Source organism: Brevundimonas sp. NIBR11 (assembly GCF_027912535.1).
GTDB lineage: Bacteria > Pseudomonadota > Alphaproteobacteria > Caulobacterales > Caulobacteraceae > Brevundimonas.
On sequence record NZ_CP115465.1, the window covers coordinates 1,516,903 to 1,538,587 of the forward strand.

Sequence of the window (21,685 nt, forward strand, 5' to 3'; positions counted from 1 at the left end):
TGTCCGACCGGGCTCAGTCCTTGTTCTTGTTGAAGAAGCTCAGGACGATGAAGGCCAGACCGATGGTGACCGGGATGCAGGCGATGCCCAGCAGGCCGCCGCCGAAGTTGTGACCATCCCAGCCATTGTTGCCCCAGGACATGTCGTTGACCGCGCCGAAAGCGGCGATGCCGATGCCGACGGCCAGCCAGATGACGCCCCGGCGCAGATCGCGGGTTCGCGACGGGATATTCTTCGTCGCTTCCTTGCCGAGGGCCTCGATCACTTCGGGCGGCAGGGGTTGGCCCTTGTCGATGGCGGCGCGAACGGTCGCCTGCATCTCGCGGCGCTCCTTCGATTTCAGATAGGCCGGGCCGAAGGCGATTGCGGTGATCGATCCGAAGACCGACAGAATGGCGATGACCGGAATGAAGTCTTCCATGGGATGTCCCCTCTTTCGATGATGGCCGGAGCCTGATGCCCGAGCCTTCTGATCACAAGAGGCGGCGGCGAGGTCCAACGGATGCGGTTTCCGAGGTGAAATCTTCGTAATGCGATGTCCGACGGCCGCCGCCCCGCGCTGGCGCGCCCGTTAAGAGTCCCCTAGCCTCGCCTCGAGCATTTGCGCCGCCGGAGCCTACTCATGTCGATCCGCCTTCTGCTAACGGCCCTCTGCGCCGTCCTCGCCGCGGGCTGCTCGCCGCGCACCGACGCGATCGACGAAAGCGGGGCCGAGGTCATACCGGCCGAGACCCGGCCCCAGCCCCTGACCGCCGACCACGTCCTCAACCTGATCGCCGCCGACGGCGCGGCCCATACTCTGGCCGTCCTCACCGGCCCGGCCGACCCGTCCGGCTATGACAAGGTCACCGCCGGAGTGGCCACTGGAGACGCCCAGTGGCTGATCGTGGCCCAGCATTTCCGCCCGCACGCCGATGGAATGTATGGCGAGGGCCTGTCCGACGCCCTCTACAAGGCGCTGTCGAAGAACGCCCCCGGCGTCCTGTCCGTGCTCAAGGCCACGGGGGGCGCCAGCGAACTGACCTGCGAAAGCGGACCCGACAACGCCGCCGCCATCGCAGCCGTGACCGCCGTCACCGACCCGGCCTTGGCCGAGACCAGGCAGGAATGCCTCGGCTTTATGAGCAGCCCCATCGAGGGCTGACCGCCCGCATGGACAAAGCTTAATCCAGATGTCCGCATCCGCCGGCCCGGCCGGCCGCCTCCTGTCCTTCAGGCGATCCCGCCCAAACGATACGGAGACCCCTGATGCTGCTCACCGCCCTTCTCGCCGCCGCCAGCCTGGCGCCTACGCCCGCGCCCCCGATGCGCGTCGCCATCCACGGTCTCGACTTCGACCGGCATGAGGACGTCCAGGTCTTCGTCCGGCGCACGCGCGAGGCCAGCCGCGACTACTGCGCGCTCCACCTCGCGGTCGTCACGCCCGACCGGATGGGCACGCCCGCCGTCTGCGAACGCGGCATGGCGCGCCTCGCCTTCGAGGCCCTGCCGGAACGCATCCGCGCCGACCTGACCCGCTCGGGCCAGAGCCGCCGCTTCAGATAGGTGTGAGCCGCCTCGCCGACGCCGTCAGAACGACCACCCCCAGTCCCGTCAGCATCAGGATGGCGGCGGCTGGGGCCAGGGTCCGGCCCAGCCCGTCGATCACCGGTTCCACCATCGGCCCGATCGCCCAGCACAGGACGATGGCCGCGATCGTCCAGGGGATCAACGCCCCGACCGTGGCGAAGGCCCGCCGCCGCGCCACCCGCTCGGCCACCGCCGCCTGGAACCCCAGATCGCGCGCGGGCGGGCTTGCCTCGGCGAAGAAGGCGGCCAGCTTGTCGTCAGGCGTCATCGGAGCCTCCCGTCAGCACGGCGAGCAATCGCGCCCTGCCGCGCGCAACATGCGACTTCACGGTGCCCAGCGGTAGCCCCAGAGCCTCGGCCGCCTCTCCATGGGACCATCCGTCTGCCAGACACAGGGCGACGCAGGCCCGTTGATCCGTCGGCAGCTCGGCCATCGCGTCGGCCAGGGCCAGCCGGTCCTCTTCCGAAATTCCGTCCGACCGCTGCGCTTCGTCCAGCCATGACCGGTCCCGCGCCTGCGACCGCAAGCCCGACCGCATCCGATCCTGCGCCTTCCGCCACGCGATCCCCAGCAGCCACGAGCGAAACCCGGCCACGTCCTTCAGCCGCCCGAGCGATCCCCAGGCCGCGACGAATACATCCTGCGCCAGGTCGTCCGCGTCGTCCCAGTTGCGCCCCAGCATTCGCCTCAGAAAGGCTCGCACCGGCGCCTGATGCCGCTCCACCAACCGCGCGAAGGCGGCGTCCGAGCCGGCCCGCGCCTCGCGGACCAGCCCGGCGTCGATCAGATTGTCCCCCACAGACCGACATCAGTCCCGGCGGCGGCGACGGCCGAGCAGACCCGACACCAGAGAGGCGGCGCACAGAGCGCCCATCACAAAGGCCACGATCAGGAAGGCATCGCCGGCGCCGTACATGTTCGACCAGCTGGCGTAGCCGAAGCCGACCGCCATGATCCCGAAAAGAACCACCGAGAACCAGTTGCCGTCGTCCATCCGCGTGCCCGGCGTGTATTCGTGCCGGTCGTCGATCGGCTGCTCGACGATCTTCAACAAGGACTCCGGCGGCTGTTCGCCCCGGTCGGCGTAGGTCTTGATGATCTTCAGCACGTTCTTCTGGCGGTAGTAGTTCACCATGGCGTTGAAGCCGCCGAACACGAACCAGCCCAGCGGAAACAGAAGCCACCAGTAGGAACGGAACAGGTCTTCCATCGTCTTTCACCCCATTGGCGCCGGCCCATTGCCTGCGCTTTCGTAAGGGTAGTCGGCGCCGCCCGCACGAATGGATGCACGCCGCCGAAGAAAATGCCATCTAGGCCTCAGTCAAACCGGAGAACCGCCATGAGCCACGTCACCTATCGCATCGTCGAACATGACGGCGGCTGGGCCTACAAGGTGGGCGACACCTTCTCCGAGACCTTCCCCGATCACGACTCGGCCAAGGCCGCCGCCGTCCGCGCCGCCCGCGAGCAGAAGGTCTCGGACGAGAACGCCACGATCGAATACGCCGACGTCAACGGCGACTGGGTCACCGAACGCGCCGACGGCCACGATCGCCCGGAGACGGATGTGGAGGGGTAGTCCCTCCCGGCCCCGTGCACCCGGCGAGGGGTGGACGGAGATTGGACGGTTAAGGATTTATTTCCTACCGGCCTCTTGCGCCCGGCCGACAGACACCCCACCTCGGCGTCAGGTCTTTGAATCGTACACACGGGCGCCCGCACCCTGACGAAATCCCGCAGCGCCCCCTCATCGAGCTGCCGCTGATTTCGCTGAACATTTTCCGAACTGTCGTCCGTTTCGTCACGTTTCGTCACGCTAAACGCGTCATGACGAAACGGACGAAACTCAGCCTCCGAACGCGGCCTCATAGATCGGCGGCTTGAACCCCACGATCGTCCGGTCGCCCAGATCCAGCACCGGCCGTTTGATCATCGACGGCTGGGCCAGCATCAGGTCGACGGCCTTGGCCGCATCCAGCCCTTCCTTGTCGGTCGCATCCAGCGCCTTGAACGTCGTCCCGTTCCGATTGAGCACGACCTCCCAGCCATGCTCGGCGACCCAGCCCTCCAGCGAGGCCCGGTCGATGCCCGCCTTCTTGTAGTCGTGGAAGGTGAAGGCCCGGCCGTGCTCGTCCAGCCAGACCCGCGCCTTCTTCACCGTGTCGCAGTTAGGGATGCCGTAGAGGGTCGGGATCACCGGAACTTCCTCAGACCCCGCGGCCCCATCCGGCCCGCGCCGGCGCGCTTGCCCAGCCAGTCCTTCCAGTCCGGCCAATTCCGACGACGCCCGCCGCCGTCGACCCACTCGGGCCCCGCCTCGCCGATGAAGACGGCGATGTCGGTCAGGCCGCCCTGCTTGTAGGACTGCAGCTTCACCCCCTTGCCGCGGCCCATCTCGGGCAGTTCCTCGGCCTTGAAGATCAGGGTTTTCAGGTTTTCGCCGATGGTGACCACGTGATCGCCGGTCATCCGGATCGCGGCCAGCAGGTCGCCGTTCAGCACCTGTTTCCCGCCCCGCTTCTGGGCCAGCAGTTCGTCCTCCGGCGCGATGAATCCGTAGCCGGCCTTCGACGCCATCAGCAGCTTGCCGCCCGGTTGATGCGCCAGCACAGCGATGATCCCGGCGCTCTCCTCCAGGTCGATCATCAGTCTCAGCGGCTCGCCGTGCCCGCGCCCGGACGCCAGCTTGTCGGCCCCGACCGTGAACACTCGCCCGTCCGACGCTGCGACCAAGAGCTTGTCGGTCGTGAAAGCCGGAACCAGGAAGCCGAGCGAATCGCCCTCCTTGAACTTCAGCTCCGACGGATCCTCGACCTTGCCCTTCACCGCCCGAATCCAGCCCCGCTCCGACAGGATGACCGTGATGGCCTCTTTGGGAATGAAGGCCTCGGGAGCCACGAAGGCCGACGCATCCACGGCCTCGGCGATCGTCGTACGGCGCGGCGAGACCATGGCCTTGCGCGTCGCCTGAAGCTCCTGCCCGATCTTCTTCCACTGCTTCGCCGGCGACGACGTCAGCGCCTGCAGCCCCGCGAGCTCCTCGGCCAGGGCTTTGTATTCGTTCTCGATCGCCATCTCCTCGATCCGCGCCAGCTGACGCAGGCGGGTGTCGAGGATGTAGTCGGCTTGAACCTCGCTCAGGCCGAACCGGGCGATCAGGACCGCCTTGGGCGTCTCCTCCTCGCGGACGATCCGGATCACCTCATCCAGATTCAGGAAGACGATCCGCAGCCCTTCCAACAGGTGCAACCGCTTCTCGACCCGCTCGATCCGCCATTGGGACCGCCGGTTCAGCACCTCGCGGCGGTGATCGAGGAAGGCCTGCAGACAGGCCTTCAGCCCCATCACCCGCGGCGTGCCGGTGGCGTCCAGCACGTTCATGTTGATGGGGAAGCGGATCTCCAGATCGGACAGCCGGAACAGGCTCTCCATCAGGCTGTCCGCGTCGATGTTCCGGCTCTTGGGCTCGATGACGACGCGGATGTCCTCGGCCGACTCGTCGCGGACGTCGCCCAGCAGCGGGGCCTTCTTCTGTTCGATCAGTTCGGCCAAGGCCTCTATCAGCTTGCCTTTCTGGACCTGATACGGGACCTCGGTGATGACGACCTGATAGCCGCCCCGCTCCAGCGGCTCACGCTCCCAGCGCGCGCGCAAACGCACCCCGCCCCGGCCCGTCTCATAGGCCTCCAGCATCGCGGCATGGCCCTCGACGGCCACGCCGCCGGTCGGGAAGTCGGGCCCCGGCACGATCTCGGCCAGCTCCGCCGTCGAGGCCTCGGGCTTCTCCAGCAGCAGCAGACAGGCGTCGATCAGCTCGCCCACATTGTGCGGCGGGATCGAGGTCGCCATGCCCACGGCGATGCCCGACGACCCGTTGGCCAACAGATTCGGGAACCCGGCCGGCAGGACCACCGGCTCCTCGTCCTGGTCGTCGTAGGTGGGGCGGAAATCGACCGCGTCCTGGTCGATGCCCTCCATGAGCAGCACCGCCGCCGGCGTCAGCTTGCACTCGGTGTAGCGCATGGCCGCGGCGTTATCGCCGTCGATGTTGCCGAAGTTGCCCTGCCCGTCGACCAGCGGATACCGCTGCGCGAAGTCCTGGGCCAGGCGCACCAGGGCGTCGTAGATCGAGGCGTCGCCGTGCGGGTGATAGGTGCCCATCACCTCGCCGACGACCTTGGCGCATTTCCGCGCCGCCGCCTGCGGGTTCAGCCGCATCTGGTGCATGGCGTACATGATCCGCCGGTGCACCGGCTTGAACCCGTCGCGCACGTCCGGCAGCGCCCGGTTCGTGATCGTCGACAGGGCATAGGCCAGATAGCGCCGCGACAGGGCGTCGCCCATCGGCTCGTCGACGATGCGGCCGCCTTCGGGCGGAGGAGTATGGACGGTCATTGTCGTTCGAATCACTCAGGCGAAGGCCCAAGTCTAATCTTTTCCTCTAGCCGAGGGCGCGGAACCACCGGTCGATGAGCACGGCCTCTGCCCGGCGCGCTTCGGTCCGCTCTGCGGCTTCCGCATCCACGCCCCACTGGCGCTCCTGGAACGCCTCATCGATGCGGCTGATGTCGAAAGCGTCTTCGCCCGAGAGCGCCCCACGTTGCACGGCCAGCCCCAGGATCGCGCTGCCCAGCAGCGGCACGGCCATGGCCAGCGCCGTCAGCCGGAAGTCGTCCAGTTCCAGCGCCAGTTCCCGAACCCGGGCCATGCTCTCCGGCGGCTGTTCGACATGAATGATGCCCAAGGTAGGCTGGACCACTACGCCGAGCTCCCGCTCCGCCCACTGGCGCCAAGGCGTCCACGACCGGGCCTGTTCCTCGACCAGCGGCGTCGGGTGTTCGGCGAGGTAGCACAGCAGGTCGGACCCGACATAGGCCGCGATCTCATCGGCCACCGGCTCGCGCGTCACCGCGACCCGGTCGATGGCCGTGGCCGCGATCCGCGTCGCGGGCATTGTGCCGGGATCGAGGAACTCGCCCTGCGCCGCCCATTCGTCGGCGACCATTCGCGCTGCGGCCTCGGTCGGCAGCAGGAAGCGGTTGTGTGCGGGCGTCTTGGGCGCGCGCCCGTCCAGCAGGACGACCCAGCCGCCCGCCTCCTCGGCCTCGACGGACGCCTCTTTCCAGAAGCGCTTCAGACGTTCCTCGGACTCCCGAAACCCCTTCCGGGCGGCGACCATAGGGTCCAGCGGCGGGATATGGCTCATGCGAAGGCTCGTGCAGCGAAACGATCGAGGGCGGCTTCCAGGTCGTCGAAGTCCGTGGCGACGTGAGCGGCCCCGGCGGCGATCTGTTCCTGCGGCGTATGGAAGCCCCAGGCCACGCCCTGCGGCAGGACCCCGGCCGCCACCGCCATCGTGATGTCGTGAGCCGTGTCGCCGATCATGACCGTGGAGGCCGCATCCGCCCCGCAGGCCGTCATCGCCGCATGCAGCATGGCCGGATCCGGCTTGCCCGGCCCGTCCTCGGCGCAATGGGACGAGATGAACAGCTCGGCCCAGCCTTCACGCGCCAGGTTCCGCGCCACGCCCCGCCGGTTCTGACCCGTCGCCAGCGACAGCCGCCAGCCCTCCTTGTGCAGCCGACGCAGCGCCTCGATCGCGCCGGGGTACAGCGGCTCCTCATGGCCCGAGGCGTAGAGCCGGTTGAAGCTGGCCCGGAAGCCTTCGGTGAACCGAGCCAGCTCTTCCGGCGTCAGCCCCGGCTCCAGCACGGCCAGAGCATGCGGCAGGCTCAACCCCACGATCTGGCGCACCCGGTCGTATTCGGGATCCGGCAGACCCAGTTCTCGCGCCGCATCCGTCGCCGCCTGCAGGATCGAGGCGCGACTGTCGACGAGGGTCCCGTCGATGTCGAAGACGGCGAGCGGACGGCTCATCGCATCCGCCTGACGCCCTCGAACGGGTCATGATCCGCCTCTCCCGGGTCGAAGCCGAAATGCTGGAAGCCGGCGCGCATCTCCGGGCTGATGGGCGCCTCCACGATCAGCTTGCCGCCCGACGGGTGGTCCAGCTCGATCCGCCGGGCATGCAGTTGCAGCTTCAGCGGGCCGCTGAGCTCCCTGGATTTCTCATCGCCGTATTTCGGATCGCCCAGAATGGGATGGCCGATGGCCTTCATATGCGCTCGCAACTGGTGAGTCCGGCCGGTGAAGGGGCGCAGCGCCATCCACGACGCGCGCTGACCGGCATGGCTGATGAGGGCGAAGGCGGTCTCGGCCGGTTCGGCGCCGTTCTCCTTGGGTTCGGCCGGGCGCATGATCTCATAGTCGTTGATGCCCGACTTCTTCAGATGAAGGTCGATCTGGCCCGCGCTCGGCTTGGGCATCCCCATGACGATGGCCCAGTAGGTCTTCTTGGCCTGACGCCGCGCGAAAGCGCCGGCCAGCCGCTTGGCCGCCTCGGGCCCCTTGCCGAGCAACAGGACCCCGGAGGTGTCGCGGTCCAGCCGGTGCACCAGACGCGGCCGGTCCATCCCCTCGCCCCAGGCCGACAGCAGGCGGTCGACATGGCGCGTGGTCTTGGTTCCGCCTTGCACCGCCAGGCCCCAGGGCTTGTTCAGGGCGATGACGAGGTCGTCCTCGTAGATGACCAGCGACTTGGCGAAGGCGATGTCGGCGGGCGTCAAAGGCATATGCTCGCCGGGCGCACGCACGATGGGCTCGGGGATCGGCGGCACGCGCACGGCCGCGCCGGCGGTCAGGCGGCCCTCGGGCTTGATGCGGGCGCCGTCGACGCGGATCTGACCGCCACGCGCCATCTTCTGCACCTGGATGTTCGACAGGTGGGGCCAGCGGCGACGGAACCAGCGGTCCAGCCGAATGCCGTCTTCGGCCTCGGCGACATAGAGGATCTGGGCCTCGCGCGAGCCGACCGGTCCCTTGGGCGCGGGCGCGTGCGGCGCAGTGTCGTTGGGTTCGTAACTCACAGGGCGGCTCCAAAGGCGCGGCGGGCCAGCCACAGTCCGGCCATCAGGGCCGTGACGGCCAGGACCAGCGACAGGAGGATATAGGCGCTGGCCAAGCCGTAGTCTCGCCGTTCGATCATCAGGGCCGTTTCCAGCGAAAAGGCACTGAACGTCGTGAAACCGCCCAGCACGCCGACGGCCGCGAAGGCGCGCACCGTATCCTGACTCGCCCCGGCCTTCAGCCCCATCCAGCCGACCAGCAGCCCCATGGCCAGACCGCCGATGACATTCACTGTCAGCGTGCCCCAGGGCCAGGCCGAGGCGGGAAACAGGCGCGCGGCGCCCAGTCCCACGCCGTAGCGCGCCATGGAGCCCAAGGCCCCGCCGAGGGCGACGAGCAGAAGTCTTGTCATGATCGGGGCCTTATAGCGCGCTGTGGCTCCGCGTCACCTCTGGGGTCACCTGACCGAAACTTCACTTGCCGCGTTACAGGGTTAACGGCGATGCTCAAGCTTCGCGTTGCGAGAGAACCCCGTCCATCCGGCGGCGGGTTCTGACATACTGCCGGGCTGAGTTCCCTGAGGTTCGACCGACCGCCATGTCGCATGACGATCACCATGCCCCTGAGCAGGGCCCCAGCCTGACTATCCCTGTGTCGGCGCCGGCGCCGCCGCCCGGCGCGGAAGACATTCCCGATCGCCCGATCCCGCCAGCGAAGCCCGCGCCCGCGCCCGAGCCGATCACCGCTCAGGAAGGCATTTTGAGGCCCATCCAGGAGAGCGATTATTTCACCATGGATCCGGAGGCGATCCGGATCATCTCGGCCAACATCGACCAGTATTTCAACCAGGCGCTCGATATCTTCCCGTTTTGGGAGACCGAAAACAAACCCGACCGATTTCATGTCCTTTTCACCCGCCAGATCGAGGAACGCTTCCCGGCCGATGAAGACATCCGCGGGCGTGTCCACGGTTACGGCCGTCGCGTTTTCAATGCCTTGCGCGTTCATGTTCTCACCAAGCGTCTGACGCAGGGCCTGGCCCTGATCGGGTTCGCGGCCATGGCGATCCTGGGGCCGGGCCTTTTCGCGGAGTGGACGGGCGGTCAGCTTCAGGGGCTGGGTCTGGCGGTGCTCGGCATGCTGATTACGGCGGGCGTCTTCTACGGCGTCTCGGCGATCCTGTTTGTGCAGTACAGGTTCCGGCTGGAGAACGATTCCTATGAGCTGAGCCGCGAGGTCGTGCAGCGGACGCGCGAGCTGCAGAATCTGTTCACCAATGCCCGCGCCCTGTCGGATCAGGCCGAGACCCAGTTCCAGATGGACGGCAAGGGCTGGGGACAGCGCGCCCTGTTCCTAACGCGATTGGTGATGTGGATCGCCGCACGCATGGAATACCTTGAGAAATTCGCCCAGATGGAACTGTGGCGCGTGCGTCGCGAGCGGTACTGGATGCGATGGGTCGGGCGGATCACGACGCCCTTCGTCCTCCTGGTCTGGCTGGCCGTCTTCGCCATTTGGCCGGCGCCCGCAGCTCATGAAGCCGGCTTCCGGATTTTGCAGTTGGTGGCCTTGGGCCTGGCCGTTCTGGTCTCCTGGATGAGCTACTACCGCTGGCAGACGCCGACGGCGGCGGTGAAGGACAAGCTGGGGGTGGAAGGCTGGGTCCGTTACGCGTCGCTGGACGTCGACAATACGATCGGCGACCAGGTGCGGCGCGACAAGGAACGGCTCGTCGAATACCGCGCCCTTACTCGCGGCCGCTGAGCGAGTATCGCACCTCCCGCGCCGTATAGGTCTCGCCCCCGTCGGGGCGGGCGCCGCGGCCGAGGCGGATCTCCAGCACGGTCGAGGTCGGCGACGGGCCCTGGAAGTTCAGCCCCACACCGACGCCCACGCCGGAAGACGAATAGCGATAGCCGCCGTAGCGACCCGAGCCGCCTCCGTAGCCGACCGAGATGTTGGGCCGGAAGCCGCCCGCGCTGTCGGGGCGGCCGTCGACATAGCGCTGGGTGACCTCGAACCAGTCGTAGCCCTCTTCGATCGTCAGGTCGGCGGCGCGCAGAAGGGCCATGTCGGCAACCGGGCCGGGCGCGCCGACGCCGTTGTATGTAACGCGATAGCGGTCGTTCTCGATGCGGCGCTCGGAATAGCCCTGCCCGTTCGGGCCGCGCTGGGGGCCGTAGGGGGCGAGGCTGGCGCAGGCGGCGAGGCTGAGGGCGGCGGTCGCGACGACGAGGGTGCGGATCATGGGTGCTTGCTCCGAATATCAAACGCTTAGCGTGCGAGCAGGCCAAGCCGTTCCGGCGAGCCCGATGGTATCCGGACCCTAAAACACCGTCCGAAGCGTCCGAAGAGTCCGAAGCGTTCGGGTCGACATGGGGCGGCGAGACAGACGCGGTCAGTCTAAGTCCGTTTCCAGCGGCGCCTGATAAAATGCGTCTCCGCAGAGCTGACCGGTGATCCGATTCAGGAATTCGGACGATCCGTTGATGGATATCGCCTTCAGAGCGTGAGCCCCATAGCCTCCGCCAGCCCATCGAAATCCTCAGGCGGCTCGGCGCGGATCGTGACCTCTCCCCCGTCCGGATGCGGGAACCTCAGCGACACGGCGTGGAGCATCAGGCGGGGCGCTCCCCTGCCCGCCGCAGTCAAGGCGCCGCCGTAGCGGACGTCGCCGATCAGGGGGCGGCCGATGTGGGCCATGTGGACGCGGAGCTGGTGCATGCGGCCGGTGAAGGGCTGGAGTTCGACCAAGGCGCCGTCCTCGCTGAACGACAGGGTGCGATAGCGGCTGCGGGAGCCCTGCGCCCCCTTGGCGTCGAAGGCGGCGACCCGCATGTAGCTTTCGCGGCCGATCTCCTGGCGGACCAGGGGGACGTTGATGTCGCCGCTGGCGGGCTCGGGGGCGGCGGAGACCAGGGCCAGATAGGTCTTGGTCAGCTTGTGGGCCTGGATCGCCTTGCCGAGGAAGCCGGCGGCAGGCTTGGTCTTGGCGGCCAGGATGACGCCGGAGGTGTCGCGGTCCAACCGATGGACCAGGTCCGGCCGCTTGCCGTTCGAGCGGGCGAAGGCCCACAGGAGGTCGTCCAGGGTGTGGGCCTGGATGCGGCCGCCCTGGCTGGACAGGCCGGCAGGCTTCGCGAAGGCGATCGTCGATGCGTCCTCGTGGATGACCCACGACCGGACGGCGGCGATCTCTTCACGCGACAAAGTGACGGGGGTGCGGTCTGACACCCCCGCCGGTTAGCGGAGAACGCCCCGCTTGCCCATGGCCGATGCGTACCAGAGAAGGAGCGCCGCGATCACGGCGATGACCCAGGGCATGTAGGTCATGGCGGCCAGGGCCGGCGGAACGTCGGCGATCGGGTGCATCAGGCCGTAGATCAGGCTGACCACCGCGCCGAACAGCGACAGGGCGAAGGCGTGGACCGCCCACTTCATGCGCAGCAGCAACAGAATCGACCCGGCGACGGCGCCCCAGACGCCCAGCACCCAGGGTACGTACATCCAGGTCGGCATGGCGTTGTAGTGGTCGATCATCCCCTGGGTCATGCCCGACGCGCGCCAATAGACCTCGCCCTGGGTCATGCTCATGAAGAAGTCATAGCCGCCGAACCCATTCCACAGCAGGCTCACCACCCCGACCAGCCAGAGATGCCAGGGCGTCTTCGTTCCGTCAGCCATCGTCCCCTCCCAAGGATCGCTTGAACGGCGAAGCTACGACGGCCGCGCGGGCGCGACAATGAACAGTGATCAGTCAGCAGTCCGGCTGGACCTCCGATCCGCCAAGCCTCAGCCCTCGAGATCCAGCGAATATCCGGCCGAACGCACGGTGCGGATCGGGTTGGCGCTGTCGTCGACATTCAGCGCCTTGCGCAGGCGGCCGACGTGAACGTCCACGGTGCGGGCCTCGACATAGACGTCCGAGCCCCAGACGGCGTCCAGCAGCTGTTCGCGGCTGAAGACCCGGCCCGGGTGGCGCATGAAGTGGTCCAGCAACCGGAACTCGGTCGGGCCCAGATGGACCTCCTTGCCCGAGCGGCGCACGCGGTGGGCGACGCGATCGATGACGATGTCGCCGTGGCCCACGCGGTCGTCGGCCAGACCCGGACGGATGCGACGCAGCACCGCGCGGATGCGGGCGATCAGCTCGGTCATCGAGAACGGCTTGGTCAGATAGTCGTCTGCGCCGGTGTCGAGCCCGCGCACCCGGTCCGATTCCTCGCCCCGCGCCGTCAGCATGATGACCGGCAGGTTGCGCGTTTCCGGGCGGCCGCGAATGCGACGGCAGACCTCGATGCCCGACACCTTGGGCAGCATCCAGTCCAGCAGGACCAAGTCCGGCTGGCGCTCATCGATCTGGACGAGGCCTTCCTCGCCGTCGGCGGCGACGACGACATCGTAGCCCTCCTTTTCCAGGTTGTACTGAAGCAGGGTCGCCAGCGCGTCCTCGTCTTCCATCACCAAGATATAGGGCTGCACTCAGGTTTCTCCGTCAGGCGGCAGGCGGCGTGGGCAGGTGTCCGGTATCGGCGTCCCAGTCTCCCGGAGACGGCGTCCAGCGCGGACGCTCCCCGGTCATCTCGTCGCCGGTGATCTCGTAGTGGATGACCTCGGCGATGTTGGTCGCATGGTCCCCGATCCGTTCCAGGTTCTTGGCCATGAACAGCAGGTGGGTGCAGGCGCTGATCGTCCGCGGGTCGCCCATCATGTAGGTCAGGAGTTCGCGGAACAGGGCGTTGTAGTGCTCGTCGACCTCGTCGTCAGAGGCCCAGACAGCCATGGCCCGGTCGATCTCTGAGGCGGTGTAGGCGTCCAGCACGTCGCGCAGGCGCATCGACACCAACTTGCCCATTCGCTCGATCGACCGCGTCAGGGGCTGCATCGGCTCGGTCTCGGCCAGCGACAGCGCCCGCTTGGCGATGTTCTTGGCCAAGTCGCCGGTGCGCTCCAGATCGGTGCCGAGCTTCATGGCGGCGAGCGTCTTGCGCAGGTCCGAGGCCACCGGCTGACGCAGGGCGATCAGGCGGATGGCCTTCTTCTCGATGTCGCGGTGCATGGCGTCGACCTTGGCGTCGCGTTCGACCACCGCCCGCGCCAGGGCGATGTCGCGTCGCGCCACCGACTCGACCGCATCCGCCACCTGAGCCTCGGCGAGACCGCCCATCCGGGCGACCTCGGCGGTCAGCTGATTCAGTTCGTCTCCGTAGGCTTTTACCGTGTGCTGGTTCATTAGCCGAACCGTCCCGTGATGTAGTCCAGCGTGCGCCGCTCGCGGGGATTCGTGAAGATTTCCTCGGTGGCGCCGTGCTCGACCAGGCGACCGAGGTGGAAGAAGGCCGTGCGTTGCGAGACGCGGGCCGCCTGGGCCATCGAGTGGGTGACGATGACGATGCAATACTGCTCACGCAGCTCGTCGATGAGTTCCTCGATCTTGGCGGTCGCGATGGGGTCCAGCGCCGAGCAGGGTTCGTCCATCAGGATGACTTCGGGGCGCACGGCGATGGCGCGGGCGATGACCAATCGCTGCTGCTGGCCGCCCGACAGGCCGGTGCCGGCCGAATGGAGACGGTCGGCGACCTCGTCCCACAGACCCGCCTTCTTCAGCGAGTTCTCGACGATGCCGTCCAGCTCGGACTTCGAGGTGGTCAGGCCGTGGATTTTCGGGCCGTAGGCGACGTTCTCGTAGATGGTTTTCGGGAAAGGGTTCGGTTTCTGGAACACCATCCCGACCTGGGCGCGCAGCAGGACGGGATCGACGGTCCTGGCGTTGATATCCTGTTCGTCCAGCAGGATGCGGCCGGTGACCTTGGCGCCCTGGATGGTGTCATTCATCCGGTTGATGGTGCGCAGGAAGGTCGACTTGCCGCAGCCCGAGGGGCCGATGAAGGCCGTGACCGTCTTGTCCGGGATGTCCAGCGAGACGTCGAACAGGGCCTGTTTCTCGCCGTAGAAGACCGAGACCTCGCGCGCGGCGATCTTGGTCGGACCGACGGGACCGGCCGGCTGCAGCGGCGGTGTCGGCACCGGGGCGTCGGCCGTCAGCACGATCTCGTCGCGCGAGCCGCCCTCGGCGCCGTCAGGACTGCGGAAGAAAGGGAGTTTCATAGACTTACCACCGACGTTCGAAGCGACGACGCAGAAGGATCGCGGCGGCGTTCATGACGATCATGAAGGCGAGGAGAACCAGGATGGCCGCGGCCGTCCGCTCGTGGAAGGCGCGCTCCGAGGCGTTCTCCCAGATATAGACCAGGGACGGCAGGGCGCCGGCCGGTTCGTCGACTGCACCCGGAATGCCCGGCACGAAGCTGACCATGCCGATCAGCAGAAGCGGCGCAGTCTCGCCGAGCGCATGGGCCATGGAGATGATGGTGCCCGTCATCACGCCGGGCATGGCCAGCGGCAGGACGTGGTGGAAGACCGTCTGGGTGCGGCTGGCGCCCATGGCCAGCGCCGCCTCGCGGATCGAGGGCGGGACGGCCTTCAGGGCCGAGCGGGTCGCGATGATGATGGTCGGCAGGGCCATCAGGGCCAGGACCAGACCGCCGACCAGGGGCGAGGATCGCGGCAGGTGCATCCAGTTGATGAACAAGGCCACGCCCAGGAGGCCGTAGACGATCGACGGCACGGCCGCGAGGTTGTTGATGTTGACCTCGATAAGGTCGGTGATCCGGCCCTTCTTCGAGAACTCTTCCAGATAAACGGCCGCGCCGACGCCGAGCGGGATGGCGATGCAGGCCGTGACCAGCAGCATCAGCGCCGAACCGACCACCGCGCCCAGAACGCCCGCCAGTTCCGGCTCGGTCGAATCGCCGTTGGTGAAGAGCTGGGTGTTGAAGCTCGTCGAGACGTGGCCTTCGCGCTTCAGCTCGTCCAGCCAGGCCATCTGCTGGTCCGAGACGCGACGCTGGTCGGCGGCGGTCTCACGCGTGACCTCGCCCTTGTAGTAGAGGTCCGCTTCGTCCGAGACCGGGGCGGTGATGGTGACCGTCTTGCCGATCAGCGACGGATCGTTGCGGATCAGATCGGCGGCGCGGAACTTCAGCTCCGACGAGAGGAGCTGGCGATAGGCCGTGGCCTTCGTGCCCTGTTCGTCGTCTGTCTCGCCCAGGCGCGTCAGCTGCTGCTGGGCGACCATCTGCTGGAAGTTGGTGCCTTGCGGATAGGCGCGGTCGATGCGGGCCGGGTCCATGTAGACCGAGACCGTCATCTGGTTGGAGTAGAAGGCGGTGTGGCCCTGTTCGATGATACGGCCGAGCAGGAGCAACAGGAAGCCGACGGCCACCGCGACGGCCAGGACGCCGTACAGTTTGAAACGGGTTTCGCGGGCATAGCGGGCCTTCAGACCCTTCTGCAGCCGGGCGGCGCGTGCGGGGTCTTCGGCGGCCAGACGGGCCCACATCTTGTCGGCGCCGGTGTCAGTCATACTGTTCACGATAGGTCTGAACGATCCGCTGGGCGACGATGTTGAGCAGCAGCGTCACCAGGAACAGGGTCAGGCCCAGACCAAAGGCGGCGAGCGTCTTCGGGCTGTCGAACTCCTGGTCGCCCGTCAGCAGGGTGACGATCTGGACGGTGACCGTGGTCACGGTGTCGAGCGGGTTTAGGGTCAGGTTGGCGGCCAGACCCGCGGCCATGGTGACGATCATGGTCTCGCCGATGGCCCGCGACATGGCCAGCAGAAGGGCGCCGGCGATGCCCGGCAGGGCGGCGGGCAGAAGCACCCGTTTCACCGTCTCGGACTTGGTCGCGCCCATGGCGTAGGAACCGTCCCGCAACGACTGGGGCACGGCGTTGATGATGTCGTCGGATAGGGAGCTGACGAACGGGATCAGCATGATGCCCATCACGGCGCCGGCCACCAGGGCCATCTGGTTCTGGACCAGCAGCAGGTACTGGCCCATGCCGTCCAGCGGTCCGCCGACCAGCATGGCGCCGATGCCGTTGAAGAACTCGCGGAAGGCCGGGCCCACCGTGAGTGCGGCGAAGAAGCCGTAGACCACGGTCGGGACGCCGGCAAGGATCTCCAGCACCGGCTTGACGACGCCGCGCGACACCGCGCTGGCGTACTCCGACAGATAGATGGCCGAGAACAGGCCGACCGGCGCGGCCACCACCATGGCGATCAGCATGATCAGGAAGGTGCCGGCGAACAGGGGCACGGCCCCGAACGCGCCCGACGACCCGACCTGATCGGCGCGAATGGCGATCTGGGGGCTCCACTGCGTCCCGAACAGGAAGTCGGTGACCGGCACGGCTTGGAAGAAACGAAGACTGTCCCACAACAGTGAGAAGACGATGCCGACGGTCGTCAGGATGGCCACCGCCGAACAGGCGAACAGCAGTCCGCCGATCCAGCCCTCGACCCGGTTGCGGGCGCGCAGGCTCGGACGAATCTGGCTGAAGGCGAACAGACCGCCCATGGCCGCCGCCAGGATCGCGGCCAGAACGCCGCCCCAGGTCAGGGTCTGGTGCACGCGGTGCGACCGCGCGGCCTCGGCGTTCAGGACCTCGCCCAGTTCGCCGTGCCAGACCTGGAAGGCGCGCTGGCCCTCGCCGGTCAGGCGGGCATCGTTGAAGAAAGCCTCGCGGCGGAAGGGCTCGAGGTCCTGGACGATCTGCGGCGCGTCGGCGGCGAGAAGGTTGTGCGCCACTGGGCCGGAAAAGACCCCGGCGATGATGGTGACCACCAGTGCTGGAACGGCGACCCAGATCAGGGCGTAGTAGCCATGCTGCTGCGGGCGCGAGTGAGCCTTCTCACCGCCAGCGAGGGCTGCGGCGCGGCGTTGCGCCGCCCCGCGCCCGGCCAGATAGGCGAGCACGGCCAGCACCGCGATCAATGGAAGGACTAGCCAGATCATCAGGCCCCGGGAGCGCACGCGAAGAATCGGAACGTGCGCGGAAGTCCGGCCTGTCCCGGCGCGATAACTGCCCTCGGATGGTCAGCGGATTAGGACGGTTCCATGACAGTTCTGCAACGCCGTAGGCGATCGGCGTTCCGGAGGCGTCAGGCGGCCTCCGCCGGGTTCGCAGAACCGGTGGCCAGCGGCAGATAGACGCTGAACAGCGAGCCTTCTCCGGGCGCGCTCTCGACCATCAGGCCGCCCCTGTGACGGTTGACGATGTGTTTGACGATGGCCAAGCCCAGACCGGTGCCTGGGCGTTCGCCACCGCTCTTCTGGCCCTCGACGCGATAAAATCGCTCTGTGAGACGCGGCAGATGCTCGCGCGCCATGCCCGGCCCATGGTCGCGCACCGTGATCAAGACATAACGGGCCCCAGCCTCGCGGTCGGGCGTCAGCAGCGACAGGCGCGTCGCCCCCGGCATGCGCGCGCCGGCCGCCGCCTCGACATCCAGCCCGTGGCGGATCTCCAAATCGACGGTCCCGCCCACAGGCGAGTATTTGATCGCATTGTCCGTCAGGTTCTGGATCACCTGAACGATCTCGTCGCGGTCGCCGATGATCTTCGCCTCCCCCGGCTGGGCGGTCAGGACGACAGTGACGCCCTTCTCTTGGGACAGTACGCTGACCGCATCGACGACATCGGAGGCCGCGCGTGGCAGATCGACCTTGCCCGACGGTGGGATGTGCTCATTCAGCTCGATCCGGCTCAATGAAAGCAGGTCGGCGACGAGACGCCCCATCCGGTCGGCCTGGGCGGCCATGATGTCGAGGAATTTGTCGCGCGCCTTCGGGTCGTCCTTGGCGTGACCCTTCAAGGTCTCGATGAAGCCGCTGAGCGAGGCCAGAGGGGTGCGTAGCTCATGGCTGGCGTTGGCCAGGAAGTCGACGCGCATCATCTCCATGCGGCGCACATCGGTCTCATCGCGAAGGCCCAGGATCGCCATCGAAGCCCCACCCGGCGACGGCAGAGGTCGGACCCAGGCTTTCCAGTGCCGGGTGCGGGCCCCGGCGGCGTTGTAGTCGCTGGTCCGGCTGACGCCGCCGAACAGGGCTTCGTCCACCGCTTCCAGCACGTTCGGATCGCGCATGGCCGAGACCAGCAGGGCCCCTTCCCTCTGGATGCGCAGCAGGTCGCGGGCCGCACGGTTGGCCAGGACGATGCGACGGCCGGCGATGTCGTCGGCCTCGCCGCCGCTGACGATCAGGACCGGGTCGTCCAACGCCTCGAACACGCTGTCCAGAAGGCTGGCGTCTTCCGGCGCGGTCGGGCCGGCGCGGGCGACCACGGCGGACGTCGGGTCCTCGATCCTTCGCCGACTTCGCAGCCCCATCAGGGTCATGAAGCCGATGACCGCCGCCCCGGCCAATAGCCAGGGCGCGGCGTCGGGGCGAGCCGAAGCCAGAACCAGCATGATGATGACGGCTACGCCGCCGGTGGCGCCGTTGGTCCAGAGTCGGGAAGAGGCCAGCGGAGCGACGGGAGACGGAGATTCGTCGAACGGCATGGTGTCGTCGCGCTCCTGACGACGCGCGGCCCCTCCGACGTCTTCGCCTTTTCCTAAAACGAGACCTGCCAGAAAGGCGAGCGGATTCCGGCCGGACAGACGCGAGCGGGTATAGACCTGTTTTTTTACCTATGCCGTTCAAGGTGATGTCGAATACCGAGGAAGACACGCGTTTGAACTGGATCCTGAACTGCCTGGTGGTCCAGCACGACTGGCGCCTCACGCTTCTTGCGGCGGCCGTCTGCGTGGTCGGGCTGGCCACCTGCATCACATTGATCGGCATGGCCCGACATAGCCCTGCACGCATGCGTACGGTTTATGGCGCCGCTGCCGGAGTCGTCGGCGGTCTCGCGGTTTGGGCCACCCATTTCCTAGCCATGCTCGGCTACCGGTCGGGCGCCCTGATCAAGTACGCGGTCGGCGAAACTCTGCTGTCGTTGGGGATTGTGGTCGTCGGCTTGGTGCTGGGCGTCGGCGTGGCCCTGATTGGGGGATCGCGCCTGACGCGCAGCCTCGTGGCCGCCATGGCGGCGACGAGTGTGGCCGCGATGCATTTCGTCGGCATGGCGGCCATGCGGATCGAGGGCGGCGTGATCGCCTGGAATCTGACGGGCGCGGCGACAGCGGTGGGCCTGAGCCTGCTGCTCGCCCTTTGCACCGCCGTCTGGGTCAAGCGCGACGGCTGGTGGCGCATCCCCGCCAATACGACGTTCGCGGTCCTCAGCGTCGTCACCCTGCACTTCGGCAGCATGGCCGCGATGGCGATAGCGCCCGATCCTTCGTCGGTCCTGTCGGCCAGCCTGATTTCCGAATCCGGCCTGCTGCTGTGGGTTGTCGGCGGAGCCACCCTGGTGGTCCTGGTCGCCTCCGTCGTGACGGGTCTGGGGGTGTGGGGACGGACGTCGGCGCTCAGCCATCTGCGCGAGGCCATCGACACCATGCCGGACGGTCTGGGTTTCTATGACGCCGAAGACCGGCTGCTGATCTGGAACGCCCGCTATGCCGAGGTGAACCCCGAAGTGGCTCCCGCCTTGGCGGTGGGCGTGCGCTTCCGCGACATGCTGAAGCTAGGTCTCGATCAAGGCCTTTATGCCGATGCGATCGGTCGTGAGGAGGACTGGCTCGCCGAGCGGATGGCTGCGCGTCGCCACCTGTCCAACACGATGGAGCAGCATATCGTCGGCGACCGCTGGCTGCGCGTGCAGGACCGTCGCACGTCAAATGGCGGCATCGTCACGGTCGTCAACGATATCACGGACTTGAAGCGCGATGCTGTCTCACTGGCTGAAGCGCGGGACGCTGCGGAAGCCGCGAACCGGGCGAAGTCCGAGTTTCTGGCGAACATGAGCCACGAGATCCGGACGCCGCTGAACGGGGTCATCGGCTTGACCCAGGCCCTGGCGCGTACGCCGCTAGACGCCGATCAGCGCGAGATGCTGGACCTGATCCAGTCGTCAGGGCACACGCTCCAGACCCTCCTCAGCGATATTCTGGACCTGGCGCGCGTCGAATCCGGCCGGCTGGAGATCGCCGACGAAATTTTCGACCTGGCCCGTGCGGTCAGCGATGCGGCCCAGTTGTATCGCGAACCGGCCGCGGCCAAGGGGCTGCAGTTCTTTGTCGAAATCGAGCCCGAGGCGTCCGTATGGGCGCGCGGCGACGTGGTGCGCGTCAAGCAGATCCTGACCAATCTGGTCTCCAACGCCGTCAAGTTCACGACCACCGGCTTCGTCAGTCTGACGGCCTGCGTCGGCAAGGATCGTCACGGCGCGCCGATCATGCGTTTCACCGTCGAGGACACGGGCGTGGGCTTCGACGCCGCTGCCAAGGCGCGGCTGTTCACCCGCTTCGAACAGGCCGACGGCACCATCACGCGTCGTTTCGGCGGCACCGGCCTGGGCCTCGCCATCTGCCGTCAGCTGGCGGACATGATGGGCGGCGAGCTGGATTGCGAGAGCGAGCCCGGCGGCGGCTCGGCTTTCATCCTGACCCTGCCTCTCGTCGTGGCCGAAGCCCCGACCGCCGCGGCGCCCGTTGCTGGGGAGGCTCACGATCCGTTGGATCAACGCCTGCGCGTGCTGGTGGCCGACGATCATCCGACCAATCGCAAGGTGGTCGAGCTGATCCTGTCGCAAGCGCCCGTCGACCTGGTTCAGGCCGAGAACGGCGCCGAGGCGCTGGAAGCCTGCCGGGCCCAAAGCTTCGACATGATCCTGATGGACATGCAGATGCCGGTCATGGACGGGCTGACGGCGGTGCGGGAAATCCGCCTGAACGAGTTGGCCATGGGTCGAACCCGCGCGCCGATCGTCATGCTTACGGCCAACGCCCTGCCCGACCACGTCGCCCAGGCCCGGGCCGCCGGCGCGGACCGCCACCTGGCCAAACCGTTCGACGCGGCGGAGTTGCTGGCGGTGGTCGCCGAGCTCGGCGGTGAGAATCAGCAAAAGGCCGCAGCGGCGTGAACTGCAAAATCTCGGCGACTTGAACGGCCGACGCCGCCAATTTTGGCGGTCCAAAACGGCAAAGGCCGCCGACACCGCGAAGCGTCGGCGGCCTTCTTCTTGGCCGGTCTACTCGTAGCCGTGGGCGGCTTCGTTGATCACCTGCGAGGGCATTTGCGAGAAGTCGACTGAGGTTGGAGCCGAGGCCGTGGCCAGCTTGGTCTGGAAGGTCTTGATGACGTGCTCCAGACGGCGGCGGACCTCACGTTCGGCCTCGGTGCCCTGATCGAGCGACAGGGGGGCCAAGCAGAAGTCGATGATGGCCTGGGGGCGGGTCAGCGGTTCCATATGCGT

General features: G+C 67.3%; 25 protein-coding genes. 5 read left to right on the plus strand and 20 right to left on the minus strand.

The genetic code is table 11. The features are described from left to right. Positions 1–13: 13 nt before the first annotated feature. Entirely contained in the window at positions 14–421 is a 408-nt protein-coding gene (locus tag O5O43_RS07525) for a DUF6249 domain-containing protein (protein ID WP_271086281.1), read from the minus strand. A 201-nt stretch (positions 422–622) separates the two neighbouring features. Here O5O43_RS07525 and O5O43_RS07530 point away from each other — a divergent pair, with 201 nt between their 5' ends. Both O5O43_RS07530 and O5O43_RS07535 read left to right on the plus strand, forming a co-directional pair. Further along, a complete protein-coding gene (locus tag O5O43_RS07530; protein WP_271086282.1) occupies positions 623–1,144 on the plus strand; it encodes a hypothetical protein in 522 nt (173 codons plus the stop codon). A gap of 104 nt (positions 1,145–1,248) precedes the next feature. Further along, positions 1,249–1,545 (plus strand): hypothetical protein, encoded by a 297-nt coding sequence (locus O5O43_RS07535; protein ID WP_271086283.1) that lies wholly within the window; start codon positions 1,249–1,251, stop codon positions 1,543–1,545. Here O5O43_RS07535 and O5O43_RS07540 read toward each other — a convergent pair. From O5O43_RS07540 to O5O43_RS07550, 3 genes are read right to left on the minus strand one after another with little or no spacing between them, the layout of a single operon-like run. Then, entirely contained in the window at positions 1,538–1,837 is a 300-nt protein-coding gene (locus O5O43_RS07540) for a hypothetical protein (RefSeq protein ID WP_271086284.1), read from the minus strand. The two genes, O5O43_RS07535 and O5O43_RS07540, sit on opposite strands and share 8 nt — an antisense overlap. Beyond that, complete coding sequence (locus O5O43_RS07545; RefSeq protein ID WP_271086407.1) at positions 1,827–2,354, minus strand: RNA polymerase sigma factor; 528 nt, start codon at positions 2,352–2,354, stop codon at positions 1,827–1,829. Before O5O43_RS07545 ends, O5O43_RS07540 begins: the two co-directional genes overlap by 11 nt. Before the next feature lie 24 nt (positions 2,355–2,378). Then, on the minus strand, positions 2,379–2,780 hold the full coding sequence (locus O5O43_RS07550) for a hypothetical protein (RefSeq protein ID WP_271086285.1): 402 nt from the start codon (positions 2,778–2,780) through the stop codon (positions 2,379–2,381). Positions 2,781–2,909: 129 nt separating this feature from the next. Between O5O43_RS07550 and O5O43_RS07555 the strand changes: the two genes are divergently transcribed. Next, entirely contained in the window at positions 2,910–3,149 is a 240-nt protein-coding gene (locus O5O43_RS07555) for a hypothetical protein (protein ID WP_271086286.1), read from the plus strand. A gap of 267 nt (positions 3,150–3,416) precedes the next feature. Here O5O43_RS07555 and O5O43_RS07560 read toward each other — a convergent pair whose 3' ends face one another. The 6 genes from O5O43_RS07560 to crcB are packed head-to-tail and all read right to left on the minus strand — an operon-like array spanning position 3,417 to position 8,888. Continuing rightward, positions 3,417–3,767 (minus strand): arsenate reductase, encoded by a 351-nt coding sequence (locus O5O43_RS07560; RefSeq protein ID WP_271086287.1) that lies wholly within the window; start codon positions 3,765–3,767, stop codon positions 3,417–3,419. Continuing rightward, complete coding sequence (gene parC, locus O5O43_RS07565; protein ID WP_271086288.1) at positions 3,764–5,965, minus strand: DNA topoisomerase IV subunit A; 2,202 nt, start codon at positions 5,963–5,965, stop codon at positions 3,764–3,766. Before parC ends, O5O43_RS07560 begins: the two co-directional genes overlap by 4 nt. Before the next feature lie 46 nt (positions 5,966–6,011). Then, the gene (locus O5O43_RS07570) at positions 6,012–6,776 is read right to left on the minus strand and encodes an ATP12 family protein (RefSeq protein ID WP_271086289.1); all 765 of its coding nucleotides are present in this window, start codon (positions 6,774–6,776) and stop codon (positions 6,012–6,014) included. Next, a complete protein-coding gene (locus tag O5O43_RS07575) occupies positions 6,773–7,447 on the minus strand; it encodes an HAD-IA family hydrolase (RefSeq protein ID WP_271086290.1) in 675 nt (224 codons plus the stop codon). The genes O5O43_RS07570 and O5O43_RS07575 overlap by 4 nt, the downstream gene beginning before the upstream one ends. Further along, a complete protein-coding gene (locus O5O43_RS07580; protein WP_271086291.1) occupies positions 7,444–8,496 on the minus strand; it encodes an RluA family pseudouridine synthase in 1,053 nt (350 codons plus the stop codon). Before O5O43_RS07580 ends, O5O43_RS07575 begins: the two co-directional genes overlap by 4 nt. Further along, positions 8,493–8,888 carry a fluoride efflux transporter CrcB gene (gene crcB / locus O5O43_RS07585; RefSeq protein ID WP_271086292.1) on the minus strand — a complete coding sequence of 132 codons (396 nt, stop codon included), beginning with the start codon at positions 8,886–8,888 and terminating at the stop codon, positions 8,493–8,495. The genes O5O43_RS07580 and crcB overlap by 4 nt, the downstream gene beginning before the upstream one ends. 185 nt (positions 8,889–9,073) lie before the next feature. On the opposite strand from crcB, the gene O5O43_RS07590 reads away from it, so the two are divergent. Continuing rightward, positions 9,074–10,240 (plus strand): hypothetical protein, encoded by a 1,167-nt coding sequence (locus O5O43_RS07590; protein ID WP_271086293.1) that lies wholly within the window; start codon positions 9,074–9,076, stop codon positions 10,238–10,240. Here the strand turns inward: O5O43_RS07590 and O5O43_RS07595 are convergent. From O5O43_RS07595 to O5O43_RS07635, 9 genes are all read right to left on the minus strand, one after another. Further along, positions 10,224–10,724: a hypothetical protein gene (locus O5O43_RS07595; protein ID WP_271086294.1), complete on the minus strand. Its 501-nt coding sequence runs from the start codon at positions 10,722–10,724 to the stop codon at positions 10,224–10,226. The two genes, O5O43_RS07590 and O5O43_RS07595, sit on opposite strands and share 17 nt — an antisense overlap. A gap of 254 nt (positions 10,725–10,978) precedes the next feature. Next, entirely contained in the window at positions 10,979–11,710 is a 732-nt protein-coding gene (locus O5O43_RS07600) for an RluA family pseudouridine synthase (RefSeq protein WP_271086295.1), read from the minus strand. A gap of 9 nt (positions 11,711–11,719) precedes the next feature. Then, entirely contained in the window at positions 11,720–12,160 is a 441-nt protein-coding gene (locus O5O43_RS07605) for a hypothetical protein (protein ID WP_271086296.1), read from the minus strand. Positions 12,161–12,268: 108 nt separating this feature from the next. Continuing rightward, positions 12,269–12,958: a phosphate regulon transcriptional regulator PhoB gene (gene phoB / locus O5O43_RS07610; RefSeq protein ID WP_271086297.1), complete on the minus strand. Its 690-nt coding sequence runs from the start codon at positions 12,956–12,958 to the stop codon at positions 12,269–12,271. Between the two features lie 13 nt (positions 12,959–12,971). After that, positions 12,972–13,709: a phosphate signaling complex protein PhoU gene (phoU, locus tag O5O43_RS07615; protein WP_271086298.1), complete on the minus strand. Its 738-nt coding sequence runs from the start codon at positions 13,707–13,709 to the stop codon at positions 12,972–12,974. Further along, positions 13,709–14,584 carry a phosphate ABC transporter ATP-binding protein PstB gene (gene pstB / locus O5O43_RS07620; protein ID WP_271086299.1) on the minus strand — a complete coding sequence of 292 codons (876 nt, stop codon included), beginning with the start codon at positions 14,582–14,584 and terminating at the stop codon, positions 13,709–13,711. The genes phoU and pstB overlap by 1 nt, the downstream gene beginning before the upstream one ends. Positions 14,585–14,588: 4 nt before the next feature. Then, positions 14,589–15,878, minus strand: a complete 1,290-nt coding sequence (pstA, locus tag O5O43_RS07625; RefSeq protein WP_271086408.1) for a phosphate ABC transporter permease PstA — start codon at positions 15,876–15,878, stop codon at positions 14,589–14,591. 16 nt (positions 15,879–15,894) lie between these two features. Next, positions 15,895–17,337, minus strand: coding sequence for a phosphate ABC transporter permease subunit PstC (gene pstC, locus O5O43_RS07630; RefSeq protein ID WP_271086409.1), 1,443 nt, complete (start codon positions 17,335–17,337; stop codon positions 15,895–15,897). A gap of 146 nt (positions 17,338–17,483) precedes the next feature. Then, positions 17,484–18,887, minus strand: a complete 1,404-nt coding sequence (locus O5O43_RS07635; protein WP_271086300.1) for an ATP-binding protein — start codon at positions 18,885–18,887, stop codon at positions 17,484–17,486. Positions 18,888–19,018: 131 nt separating this feature from the next. Between O5O43_RS07635 and O5O43_RS07640 the strand changes: the two genes are divergently transcribed. Beyond that, positions 19,019–21,352, plus strand: coding sequence for an ATP-binding protein (locus O5O43_RS07640; protein ID WP_271086301.1), 2,334 nt, complete (start codon positions 19,019–19,021; stop codon positions 21,350–21,352). 108 nt (positions 21,353–21,460) lie between these two features. Here the strand turns inward: O5O43_RS07640 and O5O43_RS07645 are convergent, their stop codons facing one another. Further along, positions 21,461–21,679, minus strand: a complete 219-nt coding sequence (locus O5O43_RS07645; RefSeq protein WP_271086302.1) for a hypothetical protein — start codon at positions 21,677–21,679, stop codon at positions 21,461–21,463. Positions 21,680–21,685: the final 6 nt, after the last annotated feature.